This is a genomic window from Sphingobium sp. B11D3B, from assembly GCF_025961735.1.
In the GTDB taxonomy this organism is placed as follows: domain Bacteria; phylum Pseudomonadota; class Alphaproteobacteria; order Sphingomonadales; family Sphingomonadaceae; genus Sphingobium.
In genome coordinates, this window is record NZ_JAOQOF010000001.1 from 2059469 (window position 1) to 2073922 (window position 14454).

Sequence of the window (14454 nt, forward strand, 5' to 3'; positions counted from 1 at the left end):
GCCCCCGTTCACCCGACGCTACACCTGCCTTCCGCAAGAAAGGATGCACCCATGCGTAAATGGCATCGCTGGACCACCGTCTTCATCGGCTTGTTCATGCTGTTCATCGCCCTGACCGGCCTCGGCAGCCATTTCGCCGCGATGGTCGGGCGGGGGAGCGTGTTCGAGACCGAGGAGCGCGGTGCCCCGCCGGCCGCGCAGACGCCAGTCGCGGTACAGAAGGCCGGCCCGACTGCGGGTGCGCCCGCCGCATCGCCAGCCACACAGGCCGCGCCGAACCCCGCCCGCAAGCTGGTCGGCCTGTTCCATCATCTCCATTCGGGCGAGTTTTTCGGCCCCGTCGGCGTGATCATCTCCCTGCTCTCCGGCTTCGCGCTCGTCTTCTTCGCGATTTCCGGCATGTGGATGTATGTGCAGATGTTCCGCAACCGCCTCAGCCGGGGACGGCGCGACATCTTCTGGAAATGACCCTCCCGGCGCTCATCATGGCCGGCGTCTCGGGCACTGCTGCGCTCTGCGGTGCGCTCATCCTCGCGCGCAAGGCGCGGACGCCGCAGGGGGTCTATGGCAAGCGCATCGCCGGCACCATGGCGCTCTCCTTCGCGCTCATCCTCGCCCTGTTCGCCTGGGGGCTGGAGCGCATGGCCGGCTGAACCGACGGCGGCCTGCGGCGCTGGCGAAAGTCAAGGCCGGGGACACAAAATTTACTGTGGATGAACGCCACAACACCGCTAGACATTGTGGTGGATTGGACTAGCATCCCCCTTCATCTAGTTATTTGTGCCCTACAGCCATCCCAATTGCGGAGCCCGGAAAAATGTCGCTTCTCCAAGCCTCCAAGGTCTACAAGCCCTTCGAATATCCCTGGGCCTATGACTATTGGAAGCGCCAGCAGCAGGTCCACTGGATGCCCGAGGAAGTGCCTCTGGGCGAGGATTGCCGCGACTGGGCGCAGAAGCTCTCCGACCATGAGCGCAACCTGCTGACGCAGATCTTCCGCTTCTTCACCCAGGCGGACGTGGAAGTGCAGGATTGCTACCACGACAAATATGGCCGCGTGTTCAAGCCGACCGAGATCAAGATGATGCTGACCGCGTTCAGCAACATGGAGACGATCCACATCGCGGCCTACTCGCACCTGCTCGACACCATCGGCATGCCCGAGAGCGAATATTCGATGTTCCTCGAATATGACGAGATGCGCGCCAAGCATGATTACATGCAGCAGTTCGGCGTGGACAGCGATGAGGACATCGCCCGCACCCTCGCCATGTTCGGCGGCTTTACCGAGGGCATGCAGCTCTTCGCCAGCTTCGCGATGCTGATGAACTTCCCGCGCTTCAACAAGATGAAGGGCATGGGCCAGATCGTCACCTGGTCGGTGCGCGACGAGAGCCTGCACTGCGAGGGCATCGTGCGCCTGTTCCACGAGTTCGTGAAGGAGCGCGACTGCCTGACCAAGGCGGTGAAGGAAGACATTATCGATTGCTGCCAGAAGACCGTGCGGCTGGAGGATGCCTTCATCGACCTCGCCTTCGAGCAAGGCCCGGTGCCCGGCATGACCGCCAAGGAGATCAAGCGCTACATCCGCTACATCGCCGACTGGCGGCTGGGCCAGCTCGGCTTCCAGCCGATCTACATGATCGAGGAGCACCCGCTCCCCTGGCTCACCCCGCTGCTCAACGGCGTGGAGCACGCCAACTTCTTCGAAACGCGCGCCACCGAATATTCCAAGGGCGCCACGCGCGGCAACTGGAACGAGGTGTGGGACAGCTTCGACCGCCGCAAGAAAATGCGCGCCAATGACGGCGAGGCCGAAAGCGATAGCGGCGAGGACATGTTCTCGCGGGCCGGGGTGGCGGCGGAGTAAATTGAAGGACTACAGACGATGAATTGGCTGACTGACCCTGCCAACTCGTCAGTAGTCGGCGGAATCGGATTAGCGACATCTGTTGTAGGAACAGCGCTTACGCTTGTGGGACTTTTAATTACATACCTGCAAGCTAAGAAAGCTAGCTCAGCTGCCGCCGCAGCCACTCAAGCAGTAAAGGACTTCCGGTTTCGCATCGACAGACATGATGCAGCTCGCGATATTGCAGAAGCGGAGTATGCACTAAATCAAGCACGAAAGCATCTTCGCAACACAGCTTGGAAAGATGTCGTCGACAGTTATGACGACGCTCAGAGAGCGGTGGTTCGGATCGTAGTTTTTTTAGAGGCATCGGATTTCGACAAGGTCGATGAACTTAAGAAAATGGCGGCGCAGATCGTTAATATGTGTGGTCGAATTGAGAAAGCTATTTCGAATCAAGCAGCATTTCCCGATTCTCAAAAACTAAATGCAGCAATTCGGAATAATTACACCATTCTGATTTCGCTGAGAAAATTTTTGAGTGAGAGCGCTTAAAATGTCCGACGAAGTTGATCGCTATAGAAATTTAGTTAATCTCTTATACAATAAGAGTATATCTAAGTCTTTGGATTGGAAAAATAGTCCTTGGACCAATAGGCTATCAGTAAATATTGGAAACTATAGAGTCGAAATTGATACGGGAGAAGAATCGGACGGAACGCCAGTTGAAATAATTTATATTCTAAACGCGTCAAATCAAATCGTAGACTCATTCAACGATAACGAGTTGTCTGGCGAAGAAACCGGAGTCGATGGATATGATAACTATTGGCTTCTAATGAAGCGTATTCATCATTTGGCTCATCGCAAGTCAAAAAAGTCGGATGAGGCAATCGAGAATATCCTTAGAAATTTGAATAATGATCAGGATTTTTAAGAGAAAAAATTAACGCCCTAGCCACTTAGGATTGTTCAACCGGCGGTACAGCCGTCGATTTGCACAATGCATCTCACCTCAAAGACCCCTTTCCCTCAAATGAACCGCCCGTCGCCACCCGTTCAGGCGACTCGCGATACAGTCCGATCCGATCTCCCGCTGCCGGGAGAGACAGAATAAGGATCGGAGTGAGACAGATGTACAAGGCTCTGAAGAACAGCATCGCGGCGCTGGCGCTGGGTGCCGTGACGGTGGGCGGTCTTGCCGCCACCCCCGCTTTTGCCGACCCGGGTCGCGGGCATGACCGGGATTGGCAGCGGGACCGCGACGATCGACGTGACTACCGCCGCGATGATCGGCGCGATTATCGTCATGACAATCGCCGTTGGGATCGGGACGACCGCCGGGGCCGTGACCGGGTTGTGGTGATCGATCGCCGCCCTGTCGTCCGCCCTGCCCCGCGCGTCGTCTACGCCTATGACTATAACCGGCCGGACCCGCGCTATCGCGGCTATTATGCGGACCGATACTATCGCGGCGGCTATGCGCCGGTGCGCGTCTACCGCGATACCCGCGTGTATCGGGGCTATGATGATCGCTATTATTGCCGCCGCTCGGACGGCACCACCGGCCTGATCGTCGGTGCGGCGCTGGGTGGCTTGCTTGGCGATCAGCTCGATCGCGGCCGCTCCTCGATCCTGGGTGCCGTGCTGGGCGCGGGTGCCGGGGCGATGATCGGACGGTCGATCGACCGGGGCGATGTCGTCTGCCGCTAAGCCGGACCGACACAGAGCTGTAGCATTAGCCCGGCGCGCTGACCCCAGCGGGCCGGGCTTTTGTCAGCAGCGCTTATTTCATCGCGTCCTGACCTGCCTGCCCCACGGACTCGATGTCCCGGCCAAGGCCCTTCACCGTTGCGCAAGCAGACAGGAGCAGGGATACGCTCACGACCGCGAGAAGCAGCGCCGACCTTCTTGTTTTCATGTCCTCGATCCCTTTCCGATTATCGGATGTTTTCCAACGCCCTCGACTATCCGAAAAAATGCGATCCGGCGCAATCCGCCTGCTGGTGATCCCGGCTTGGTGATCCCCGGCCGGATGAAAAGGCGCACATGTGCGATGCATTGCTGCCGAAAGGGGGTTTCCAGCGGGAACCGGTCTCCAGCGCGCACGTATTCCTAGCGGTACAATCGAAGGAGATTTCCGCATGGATCCGGTCACCATCGAGCATCGCCGTCAGGAGCTGCAGAGCCTGCTTGCGCAAATTCAGGCCAACCCCTCGCGCGACTGGCACCGTGAGCGGCAGCGCGTAATCGTGTTGCAGCATATGGTCGGCGCACAGGCAGCCCGCACCCACCCCGGCACCCGACACTGATTCCACTTTCAGCGGCAATGAACCGCATCGCCGCAAAGCTCCGAATTTCGGCGAGTCGCGGGTTCCCACCGGTGCGACGAATCGAGTCCATAAGGGTCTTGCCTTGGTGGAATCAGAGGAGGATAAGCGCCTCTTGATGGGAACAGGGTCGCCACCCATGGCGCCCCCTCGGGAGGAAGAATGTTATGGCATTGAGCATGATCGGGGGCCGGCGGATCAAGGCCGCAGTCGCACTGTCCGCTCTGCCGCTGCTGGCCCTGGCCGGATGCACCGCCAAGCAGGTCGCTGAAGCGCCGCTGCAGAACATTCCCGTTCCCATTCCACAGAATGTTCCGCTGATCGAAGTGCCGCCGCCACCGCCGATCCTGATCGGTGAGAATAAGGGGCAGGACATGTGGCACCTGCGCTCAGGCCTGAACGTCGCCGTGCTGCTCTGCCAGGGGCCGGACAATGCCGCGATGGTCTCCGATTATAACCGGATGCTCTCGGTCCATAAGGGCCTGCTTTCCGAAGCCGCGCAGATGCAGGTCGATCTGTTCAAGGCCAAGGGCGGTCGCAAGTGGCAGGATGCCCATGACGACCATATGACCAAGCTCTACAACCGCTATTCCAACACCCAGTCGCGCGACAAGTTCTGCGCCAAGGCCAAGGCGCAGCTCGCCGAAGTCGCGAACCAGACCCCCATTGCGTTCAGCGAGAAGGCGACGTTCCTGCTGTGGGAGCTGAACAAGGCCGCCAGCCTGCCCGATCCGGACGGTTCGCTCGCGCGGGCTGCGGCTGCAAACAGCACGCCGGGGCTAGTGCAGACCGTCCAGGCGACGACCAGCCAGACGACCACGCAGCGCTAAGCGGCTCGCCGGGAGCGCGCCCCGCATCAGAGGCAGGCGCGCTCCGGGTCCGGATCAATCCTCAGTCTTCGTCCGGCACGGCCAGGGTCGCGCCGAAATCGAACGGCTTGGCCTCCGGCATCGCAGCCATCAGCGCCTTGAAGCGCTCCTCCACATTGTCTTTCCAATTCCCGTGCGTCGCCACGTACAGCGTGTTGTTGCGGATTGCGTCGACGATCATGTCGCCCACTTCCGTCGGTTCCATCCAGGTATCGGACACCACGCGCTTGGCGAGCTGATCCTCCGTCTGGGCAAGGCCGCTGCCCGAGCGGAAACGCTCCGGCCGGTTCTGGCCGGACTCATGGATGCGGCTCTTGATCGGGCCGGGCATCAGCACCGTCACGCCGATATTGTCCTGCGCCATGCTGTCGCGGATCGATTCAGACAGGGTGATGACGCCCGCCTTCGCCACCGCATAAATGGCCATGAAGCTCGGCATCGGCGTCAGCCCGGCCAGCGACGCGGTGTTGACGATGTGGCCACCCTTGCCCCGCCGGCGCATGCCGGGCGTGAATTCCATGATACCGTTGATCGGCCCCATCAGATTGACGCCAATGCCATAGTCCCAATCGGCATAGGTGGCCTGATCGAACGGGCCGGACGGATCGATGCCGGCATTGTTGATCAGGATTTCCGGTCCGCCCATCACGGCCTCGCATTCCTTGGCGGCCTCGCGCATCTGGTCGCGGTCGGACACGTCGAGCCGCATGGTGTGGACATTGCGGCCCTGCTGGCGTTCCTCGAAAAATGCCTTGGCTTCATCGAGATGGTCCTGGCGGATATCGGCCAGCACCAGCCTGGCGCCATTGGCGAGCAGCTGCTGGGCAATGCCGAAGCCGATCCCGCTCGCCCCGCCCGTGATGAACGCCGTCGTGCCCGCAATCTCCATGACTTTCCTCTCCAAACCCGGCGCCTCGCCGGCTTGCTCAAACTGATGATCGGCCGACGCTGCGCCCGGCCGCTCCTCCAATCTCATCCAGCAAATCCGGACAGAGTCAACAGCGGCTGTCGCGTGATCATGGCCAGTCAGGATCGCGGATGCGCGGCGCGCCAGACCGAGGGCGTCTCGAACCTGCCACGCCAGATGCCGCGCTGCGCGGAACGGGCAGCCTCCTCTTCCTGCCGATACGCGCCGGGGCCGCGCCCGAGGTCGCTGATCGCCCAGCCCTGCGCCACCATGATAGCGCCGATGTCTGCGATCCGGGTGGTGGCGCAGGTCGCCACGGCGCGGCCATATTGATCCGTCGTCCGGGACTCGCAGATGAGGCCCCCGCCGCGCACCAGCGCCAGCAGGGCGTCGCGCGCCTGCGTGCCGCAGTCCCAGGGCTGGCCGGTGGCATCCTGGCAGCGTTGGTTCAGTTCGACCGCGTCAATGTCGGCGATGCGCACAATCCGCGGGCCGATCCGCAGGCTGTCGCCATCCATCACATGCACGCGCGTGCCATCGGCGGCCTCGATCCGCTCCGGCGGCGCGCGGAGCAAGGCCAGCACGATCAGCAGAAACGCCAGAAGAGCCAGCGAACCAAGCCGCGCAAGCCATCGTCGGCGCGTCCTGCCGGCTGATCCCTGGAAACCCCTGCGCCGTCCGGCAGGTCTGGTGCGGATGATCAGTGCTTGTGGTCGCCAGCCATGGACTGCACGGCGGCCAGCGTGTTCTTCACATGGTCGCGATAGTCGAGCGCGCTATGCACATAGACGATCCGGCCCGCCGGACTGATGACATAGGAGGTGCGGTCCGTCTTGCCCGCAAAGGCCGGATTGTCCGCCTTGAGCGCCACGTCGTAATTGGTGATGAGGCGCGGCCCGGCCGAGGCGACCGCGAACTTGCTGCCGCATGCCTCGGTGGAGAAACGCTGCAGAACGTCGACCGGGTCGGCAGACATGCCGATCACCGTGGCGCCGGCCTTCTTGAACGCATCCGCCTGATCGGCAAACTCCTTGGTTTCCGCCGTGCAGCCCTTGGTGAAGGCCGCGGGGAAGAAGTAGAGCACGACCGGGCCTTTCTTCAGCGCATCAGACAATTTGACGCTGAACACCTTGCCGGCCAGCGCGCCGCGCGTTTCGAAATCCGGCGCCTTTGCACCGACCGGCAGGGCCGCCTGCGCGCCGCCGCCCAGCAGGGCACTGCCCAGCATCGCAATCATGATTGTCTTCGATGCCTTGCCGAACATATGCCCATTCCTGTCTGCTGACTCACGATCCGCATAATCTGCCATAGAAGCCCTTGGCGTGCCAGCCCTCACCGGTTACGAGCAGCCATGGCGATAGACCGCCTTGCCCTCACCAATTTCCGCAATCATGCCGACGCCCTGATTGTGCCTGACGCGCCGATGATCGTCCTGACCGGCGAGAATGGCGCGGGGAAGACCAACATCCTCGAAGCGATTTCGCTGCTGGCACCCGGGCGCGGCCTGCGCGGCGCGGCCCTGCGCGACATGGCGCGGCAGAGCGGACCGGGTGGCTTTGCCGTCGCCGCGCGATTGGGCGATGCCGCCTTGGGGACCGGTACCGACCCTGATGCGCCGGACAAGCGGCAAGTGCGGATCGACGGGCGCGCCTCCCCGGCCAATGCCCTCTCGACGCGTGTGTCGCTGAGCTGGCTGACGCCGGCGATGGACCGCCTGTTTCTGGACAGCCCCGGCGGGCGGCGCCGGTTCCTGGACCGGCTGGTGCTGGCCCAGGCGCCATCGCACGCCCATCACAGCGCGCGCTATGAGGCCGCGATGCGCGCGCGCAATGCCCTGCTGGGAGAAGACGGGCCGGCCGACCCGGACTGGCTCGCCGCGCTGGAAGCCCGCATGGCGGAACATGGCGCCGCAATCGACGCCGCACGGCGGGCGCTGATCGCCGAACTGGAAGAGGAGATCGCCCGCAGCGCGCAACATCTCTTCGCCCGGCCGACCTTGAGGCTGACCGGCGAGCCATTTGAGGAAGGCACACTTGCCGCTCGACTGCGCTCGGCGCGGACGGGAGACCGGGCGGCGGGGCGGACGCTTGTCGGCCCGCATCGCGCCGATCTGCTGGTCACGCACGAAGCCAAGCAGCAGGATGCGGCACTGTGCTCGACGGGGGAGCAAAAGGCGCTGCTGCTCAGCATCATGCTCGCCCACGCCCAGCTGGTCGGTACACAGAGCGGGCGACCGCTCATCATCCTGCTCGACGAGGTGGCCGCCCATCTCGATCCGACGCGCCGCCACGCCCTGTTCGAGCGGTTGCGCGCCAGCGGCGGGCAGGTGTGGATGACCGGCACCGAGGCCGATCTGTTCAACGGGCTGGATCAGGCGACCTATTTGCGGGTGGAAGCGGGGCAGGTGATCACGGGGTGATCAAGCGGCGTGGGCGAAGCGCGGCTATTACGCCTTTTCCCGCAAGCGGACTTTTCAGAAACGGCATCATTGCTGACCGCCCTCCGTTCGTCCTGAGTAGCGGCTGAGCCTGTCGAAGCCGGCGTATCGAAGGTGCAGTCCATGACTGAGATGCTTCGATACGGGTTTTCGCTACGCGCCTGCGGCCCTAATCAGACCCTACTCAGCACGAATGGTGGAGGGTGGCGAAGTCGGCTTCCCCCCACATGAGCCGATGGTCGCGCGCTCTGACCAAATCGATAGTGGACAACGCCCTCACGAACTCTGTCCTCGCTTAGGAGACCCCGAAAATCTCCTGATGCGCGCGCTCGGCGAAGCGATCGGTCATGCCCGCGATATAGTCCGCGATATGGCGGCTGCGCTCGGGCTCGGCAGCGCCGCAACTGGCATCCCAGGCCGTCCCCATCAGCGCAGGATCGGCCTGATAGGCGCGGAAAAGATCGGTGACGATCACCCGTGCCCGCCCGGCGGCCGCCAACTGCTTGGGATGATGGTAGAGATTGGCATACATGAAGCGCTTGAGCTGGCGCTCGTCCTCCCGCATCGCATCCGAGAAGGCGACCATGGCCTGTCCCGCGCCCCGCACGGCTGAGACGTCGGCCTGCTCCAGCCCATGCAGGCGCAGGTTTTCGCGCGTGGTCATGATGAGATCGTTGACCATGATGCCAATCTGGTCGCGGATCAGTTCCCGCAAGAGCTGCTCGGCCGGCAGATCGGGATAGCGCGCGGTGACCTGCTCCCAGCAGCGGCGGACGAACGGCGCTTCCAGAAGTTGCTCAAGCGTCAGAATGCCGGCGCGCAGGCCATCGTCGATATCATGATTGTCATAGGCGATATCGTCGGCAAGGGCCGCGACCTGCGCTTCCAGCGACGGCCAGCTTTCGAGTTCCAGCGGAAAGGCGGCATCGATCTGCTGCATTGCCCAGTTGGGGGCCAGCACCGGGCCGTTATGCTTGGCCAGCCCCTCCATCATCTCCCAGCTCAGATTGAGGCCGGGGAAGCGGGGATAGGCATTTTCCAGCAAAGCCAGCGTGCGCAGGCAATGGGCGTTATGATCGAAGCCGCCCTGCCCGGCCAGCGCCTCTTCCAGCGCATCCTCCCCGGCATGGCCGAACGGGGGATGGCCGATATCATGGGCGAGGCACAGTGCCTCGGTCAGATCTTCATTGAGCCCCAGCACCCGGGCGATCGTCCGCCCGATCTGCGCGACCTCAAGGCTGTGCGTCAGGCGGACGCGATAATGGTCGCCATCGGGTGCGACGAACACCTGCGTCTTGTGGCGCAGGCGACGGAAGCTGATGGAGTGAATGATCCGGTCGCGGTCGCGCTGGAAAATGTCGCGTGGTCCGCGCGCCTCGCCACCCGGCTCGGCATGTTGACGACCCCGGCTGCGCGCCGGGTCACAGGCATAGGGGGCGAGCACGCTCACTGCGTGCCGATCTTGCTGACTTCCTCGCCGGCCTCGCTCTGCCAGAAGAACGCATCGCCTCCCGCCTTGCGCAATTCGGTGACCACCGCCCGCGCATCCTCAGGGCGACGGAAGGGGCCGATCAGCAGGCGGCGCGTCTCGCCCCATGTGGCTGTCCAGCCATCCTGCCCGGCAATCGTATCGCCATAGGTCCGGCGCAAACGGCGCAGATCGAAGGCCAGCGCAGCCGGATCACGGCCTGCCGCCAATTGCACCCAGTTGCGCGAGGGATTGGCCGCCAGCTTGGCCTTGCGCTCGGCCTCGGCCTTGCGTTCGGCCTCCGCCTTGGCGCGCGCCTCGGCATCCGCCTTCGCCTTGGCCTGCTGCGCGGCTGCCGCGACCCGGCGCTGCTCCTGAATCCGCGCGACGGCGCTCAGATCCGCGACGGCGACCTGTCGGCGCTCGCCTTCCGGCACTTCGAGCGCCTGCAGCGTGTCGCCAAGCGATCGCACCGGCTGCGGCACGGGCGCAGGTGCGGGTGCCGGTGTCGGCGCAGACGCCACCGGGGCCGGCGTGCTGGGTGCCGCCGGCGCCACGGCAGCGACCGTCGTCGGCGCAGGATTGGTTACGCGACTGGCCGGCTGTGTGGCGGGAGCGGATGATGGAGCCGGGCGCGTCGACTGCGGCGCGGGGGCGCGCGCGGCGGTCTGCACCGGCTGTTGGGGCGGTGGGGATGCTGTCGGAGCAGGCGGTGGCGGCGGTGGAAGCGGTTGGGCCGCCGCCGCAGCGGGTGCTAGTTGCTGAGCCTGAGCCTGCGACGCGCGGCGCGCGGCCTGCTGTGCCGCCCGTCGTTCTGCAGCCGTCTGGCGTCGGCCGCCCCGCTCCCGCTCGGTGGTAGCAGCAACCTGCGTATCGCGGTTCCGCGCCGGTTCCGGTGCAGCCAGCCGGAGGACATCCGCCGGATACTCGCCATAATGCACCGCGGAGACCTTCTGGCTCGCCGTCAGCAGGGGCAGGCGTTGCAGATAGGGTTCGAGCGCGTCGGCAAGGCCCTTCGGCAGCGTCGTCTGCGCAATGGAGCGCGCCTCGGCCATCTGGCCGTTCATCGCCAGGACGAAGGCCCGGATACGCCACGCCTCACGGTCGCCGCTGGTCAGGGCGGGCTTCAGCTGCTGCTCGGCTTCCGCGAGATTGCCGGAGACGCCCAGCGAGACCGCATAATTGAGCCGCGCGGTGTTATCATTGGGATTGGCCTGCAGGACGGCGCGATAATCCTGCTGCGCCTTGGCCTGCTGCCCGGTGAGATCATAAGCCAGCGCGCGCTCGGGCAGATGCGCCTGGGCGCTGACACCCAAGGCCGAGGCGGCATCGAAGTTCGCGGCGGCATCGGCGGGCTGCTTGAGGGCAATCTGCACGACCGCCAGACCCAGCCGGGCGCGGCCGTTGCGCCCATCGACCATATTGGCGCGCGTGAAGAAGCCATTGGCCGCCTGAATGTCCCCCAGATCGAGCGCGGCCTGGCCGGCGCCCAACAGGGCATTCACATCCTGAGGATTACGGGACAGCGAGGCGAGATGGCGGTTGAGCGCGGCTACCGCCTCGGCTGGTGGCGTGGCCTGAACCATCCCGCCGCTTTGCGCGAACACAGGCGCTGCGATGGCCAGAGAAAGGGCCAGAATGCAGCTGGTCGACTTCACGGATACACCTCTTCTGTCCGGCGGGACGGGCTGCGTCCCGCCGTGCACAGTTTTACTGGTTGTTCTGGCGATTGAGGAAGCGCGGCACCTCGAATTCGGTGCGATCCCGCTCGCTCTCGCTCTCCTCGGCATTGCCCTGCCGCGCCTGCCCACGGGCCAGCTGCGACATGCGCTCGAACAGCGTGCCGCCACTCGTGCCCTTGCTGGCCGGCTCCTCGGCGGGCTGCGGCGGCTCTACCCGAAGCGGCGGCTCCGGCGAGACGCTGTTGTCGAGCACCAGCTCATCCTCGCCGGTGATGTCATCGAAGGTCGATGCCGCAAAGCGCGGGGCGGGCTTGGGCTCTTCCGGCTTGGGCGCCTGGAAGCTGGCAGGTGCCTCGCTGGCGGGGGCCGGGGTGAACGACTCGGTGCGCGCCGGTGCGACGCCACCAAGGTCCAGCCCTTCCTCATAACGCGGCGCGGGGGCAGCCTCCGGGCGGACGAGATTGGCCGGCGCCGACACGGCAGGCGCGGCCTGACGCGGCGCGGCGGCGACACCCACATCGCCCAGCTTGAACGGCTGGCTGCGGGCCTGCGCCGCGGCACTCGCTTCATTGTCGATACCCGTCGCGACGACGGAGACGCGGATCTTGCCGTTCAACTGCTCGTTGAATGCCGAACCCCAGATGATGTTCGCATCGGGATCGACCAGCTCGCGGATGTGGTTGGCGGCCTCGTCGACTTCCATCAGGCGCATGTCCTCGCCACCCACGATGGAGACGATGACGCCCTTGGCGCCGCGCATCGAGACGCCATCGAGCAGCGGATTGGCGATCGCCTTCTCGGCAGCTTCGAGCGCACGCCCGTCGCCTTCGGCCTCGCCGGTGCCCATCATCGCCTTACCCATCTCTTCCATCACGGAACGGACGTCGGCAAAGTCGAGGTTGATGAGGCCGGGCATGACCATGAGATCGGTGATGCCGCGTACGCCCTGCTGCAGCACTTCGTCGGCCATCTCGAACGCTTCCTTGAAGGTCGTGTTCGGGTTGGCGATCAGGAACAGATTCTGGTTCGGAATGACGATCAGCGTATCGACGTGCTTCTGCAGCTCCTCGATGCCCGAGTCTGCCGAGCGCATCCGGCGCGAGCCTTCAAAGGTAAACGGCTTGGTGACCACACCGACCGTCAGAATGCCCTTTTCACGCGCAGCCTTGGCGATGACCGGCGCTGCGCCGGTGCCGGTGCCGCCGCCCATGCCGGCAGCGATGAAGCACATGTGGACGCCCTCAAGCGCCTCCTGCACTTCCGCAATGGTTTCTTCTGCGGCGGCGCGGCCGATGTCGGGGCGCGAACCGGCGCCGAGACCCTCGGTAATGCGCGGGCCGAGCTGGATGCGGCGTTCTGCAGGAGAGGCATTGAGCGCTTGAGCATCCGTGTTGGCGACAATGAAGTCGACCCCATCCACGGACGCGCCAATCATGTTGGCAATCGCATTTCCGCCCGCCCCGCCGACGCCGATAACGGTAATCCGCGGCTTCAGCTCGTCCACATGGGGCGGACCGATTTCAATGCTCATCAACTATCTCCTCCGGGTGCAAACCGCACCGTCACCTTGTCGGGATTCATGCACCAGATGAGCCGCCAATTCACGTTCTTTTTAACCGCTCATCCACAATATGTTGCGGCCTGACCCTAATAGCCTGCGCGCAACGCCGCGATCAGCCGCTGGACGACCGCTCCGCCGCGCGTCGTGTGGACGCGCTGCTCGCGCAAAGGCCGTTGCAGCAAATCCTGTCGCTCCTTCGACGCATAGAGCGCGAGGCCGGCGAGCGTCGCGAAAGCCGGGCCACGATGCGCCTCTGGCATGGCATCAAGCAGCTTGGGGCGGCCGATCCGAACGGCGCGACCCAGCGCGGTCTGGGCGTAGTCCGCCATGCCCTTGAGCTCCGCGCCGCCGCCGGTCAGCACGACCTGGCGCCCGACGGGCGAGTGGAAGCCCATCTCGCCCAGCGCCTTGTTGACCTCCGCCATCAGCCGGTTCAGCCGCTCGCAGATGACGCCGACCAGCTCGGCGCGAGTCACGCGGCGCGCTTCGGTCTGCTCGGCGCTGCTGGCGGCGGGCGCGATTTCGATGATCTCGCGAAAGTCCCGGCGCGACTGCATGGCCGAGCCGTAAAAGCACTTCATGCGCTCGGCCTGACTGCGGCGAATGCCGAAGGCCGAGGCGATATCATCGGTCACATCGGCCGCGCCGATGGGAATGGATTTGAAACCCACCAGCATGCCGCCGATGTGCAGCGAGACATTGGTGACGCCTGCCCCGAGCTCAACCAGCGCAACGCCGAGATCGCGCTCTTCATCGGACAGGCAGGCCGCAGCCGTAGCGACCGGCGCAGCGATGATGCTCTGCACATCGAGATACGCGCCGCGCACGCTGGTTTCGAGGTTGCGCAGTGGCGCGCCATCGGCCAGCACCACATGAATATCCACGCCCAGCTGATCGGCATGAAGCCCCATCGGCCGCGCGACGCCGCGCATGCCATCGATGGTGTAGAGCGTCGGCTGCGCCTGCAGGATGACCCGGCCGCCCGGATCGATCCGCTCGCGCGCCTGATCGTACAGGCTCTCGATATCGGCCTGCTCGATCCGCCGACCACCAACATTGATCTCGACCGGCTCGACCTTGCTCTCGATGCTGCCGCCGGAGAAGCTCAGAATGACCTTCTCGATGTTGGTGCCGGCGACCTTCTCGGCCTGCTCGACCGTCTCGCGCACGGCCAGTTCGGTGCGCTCCATGTCGACCACGAAGCCACGGCGCACGCCCCGGCTCTCGCGTTGACCGGTGCCCAGCACCGCCAGCGTGCCATCCTCCTGCTTGCGCGCGATCAGCGCCGACACCTTCCAGGTGCCGATGTCGATCGCGGTAATCAGCCCATCATTGCGCGCTGCCATGC

Annotated in this window: 17 protein-coding genes; 9 read left to right on the forward strand and 8 right to left on the reverse strand. The window is 64.3% G+C overall.

What is annotated here, in order from left to right:
* Nucleotides 1–51: 51 nt before the first annotated feature.
* The 6 genes from M2333_RS09675 to M2333_RS09700 all read left to right on the forward strand — a co-directional run bounded on the left by M2333_RS09675 (nucleotide 52) and on the right by M2333_RS09700 (nucleotide 3565).
* Complete coding sequence (locus tag M2333_RS09675) at nucleotides 52–468, forward strand: PepSY-associated TM helix domain-containing protein (RefSeq protein ID WP_264611613.1); 417 nt, start codon at nucleotides 52–54, stop codon at nucleotides 466–468.
* Nucleotides 465–653: a hypothetical protein gene (locus tag M2333_RS09680; protein WP_181558883.1), complete on the forward strand. Its 189-nt coding sequence runs from the start codon at nucleotides 465–467 to the stop codon at nucleotides 651–653. Before M2333_RS09675 ends, M2333_RS09680 begins: the two co-directional genes overlap by 4 nt.
* Nucleotides 654–817: 164 nt before the next feature.
* Nucleotides 818–1870 (forward strand): ribonucleotide-diphosphate reductase subunit beta, encoded by a 1053-nt coding sequence (locus M2333_RS09685; protein WP_181558882.1) that lies wholly within the window; start codon nucleotides 818–820, stop codon nucleotides 1868–1870.
* 18 nt (nucleotides 1871–1888) lie between these two features.
* Entirely contained in the window at nucleotides 1889–2407 is a 519-nt protein-coding gene (locus tag M2333_RS09690) for a hypothetical protein (protein ID WP_264586694.1), read from the forward strand.
* 1 nt (nucleotide 2408) lies between these two features.
* The gene (locus M2333_RS09695; protein ID WP_264586693.1) at nucleotides 2409–2789 is read left to right on the forward strand and encodes a hypothetical protein; all 381 of its coding nucleotides are present in this window, start codon (nucleotides 2409–2411) and stop codon (nucleotides 2787–2789) included.
* A gap of 197 nt (nucleotides 2790–2986) precedes the next feature.
* Nucleotides 2987–3565, forward strand: a complete 579-nt coding sequence (locus M2333_RS09700) for a glycine zipper 2TM domain-containing protein (RefSeq protein WP_264611614.1) — start codon at nucleotides 2987–2989, stop codon at nucleotides 3563–3565.
* A 73-nt stretch (nucleotides 3566–3638) separates the two neighbouring features.
* Here M2333_RS09700 and M2333_RS09705 read toward each other — a convergent pair whose 3' ends face one another.
* Entirely contained in the window at nucleotides 3639–3773 is a 135-nt protein-coding gene (locus tag M2333_RS09705; RefSeq protein WP_264611615.1) for an entericidin A/B family lipoprotein, read from the reverse strand.
* 223 nt (nucleotides 3774–3996) lie between these two features.
* Here M2333_RS09705 and M2333_RS09710 point away from each other — a divergent pair, with 223 nt between their 5' ends.
* Nucleotides 3997–4164: a hypothetical protein gene (locus tag M2333_RS09710; protein WP_181558878.1), complete on the forward strand. Its 168-nt coding sequence runs from the start codon at nucleotides 3997–3999 to the stop codon at nucleotides 4162–4164.
* Between the two features lie 185 nt (nucleotides 4165–4349).
* Nucleotides 4350–5012, forward strand: a complete 663-nt coding sequence (locus M2333_RS09715) for a hypothetical protein (protein WP_264569603.1) — start codon at nucleotides 4350–4352, stop codon at nucleotides 5010–5012.
* 61 nt (nucleotides 5013–5073) lie between these two features.
* Here M2333_RS09715 and M2333_RS09720 read toward each other — a convergent pair whose 3' ends face one another.
* The 3 genes from M2333_RS09720 to M2333_RS09730 all read right to left on the reverse strand — a co-directional run bounded on the left by M2333_RS09720 (nucleotide 5074) and on the right by M2333_RS09730 (nucleotide 7222).
* Complete coding sequence (locus M2333_RS09720) at nucleotides 5074–5940, reverse strand: SDR family NAD(P)-dependent oxidoreductase (protein ID WP_264595009.1); 867 nt, start codon at nucleotides 5938–5940, stop codon at nucleotides 5074–5076.
* A gap of 137 nt (nucleotides 5941–6077) precedes the next feature.
* Entirely contained in the window at nucleotides 6078–6542 is a 465-nt protein-coding gene (locus tag M2333_RS09725) for a thermonuclease family protein (RefSeq protein WP_264611616.1), read from the reverse strand.
* 116 nt (nucleotides 6543–6658) lie between these two features.
* Nucleotides 6659–7222, reverse strand: coding sequence for a peroxiredoxin (locus M2333_RS09730; protein WP_264595011.1), 564 nt, complete (start codon nucleotides 7220–7222; stop codon nucleotides 6659–6661).
* A gap of 87 nt (nucleotides 7223–7309) precedes the next feature.
* Here M2333_RS09730 and recF point away from each other — a divergent pair, with 87 nt between their 5' ends.
* Nucleotides 7310–8377 (forward strand): DNA replication/repair protein RecF, encoded by a 1068-nt coding sequence (gene recF / locus M2333_RS09735; protein WP_264611617.1) that lies wholly within the window; start codon nucleotides 7310–7312, stop codon nucleotides 8375–8377.
* 313 nt (nucleotides 8378–8690) lie between these two features.
* Here recF and M2333_RS09740 read toward each other — a convergent pair whose 3' ends face one another.
* From M2333_RS09740 to ftsA, 4 genes are all read right to left on the reverse strand, one after another.
* Nucleotides 8691–9845 (reverse strand): deoxyguanosinetriphosphate triphosphohydrolase, encoded by a 1155-nt coding sequence (locus tag M2333_RS09740; protein WP_264611618.1) that lies wholly within the window; start codon nucleotides 9843–9845, stop codon nucleotides 8691–8693.
* On the reverse strand, nucleotides 9842–11521 hold the full coding sequence (locus tag M2333_RS09745) for an SPOR domain-containing protein (protein WP_264611619.1): 1680 nt from the start codon (nucleotides 11519–11521) through the stop codon (nucleotides 9842–9844). Before M2333_RS09745 ends, M2333_RS09740 begins: the two co-directional genes overlap by 4 nt.
* 52 nt (nucleotides 11522–11573) lie before the next feature.
* Nucleotides 11574–13076 carry a cell division protein FtsZ gene (gene ftsZ / locus M2333_RS09750; RefSeq protein WP_264611620.1) on the reverse strand — a complete coding sequence of 501 codons (1503 nt, stop codon included), beginning with the start codon at nucleotides 13074–13076 and terminating at the stop codon, nucleotides 11574–11576.
* 116 nt (nucleotides 13077–13192) lie between these two features.
* Nucleotides 13193–14452, reverse strand: a complete 1260-nt coding sequence (ftsA, locus tag M2333_RS09755; protein WP_181558870.1) for a cell division protein FtsA — start codon at nucleotides 14450–14452, stop codon at nucleotides 13193–13195.
* Between the last annotated feature and the right edge of the window lie 2 nt (nucleotides 14453–14454).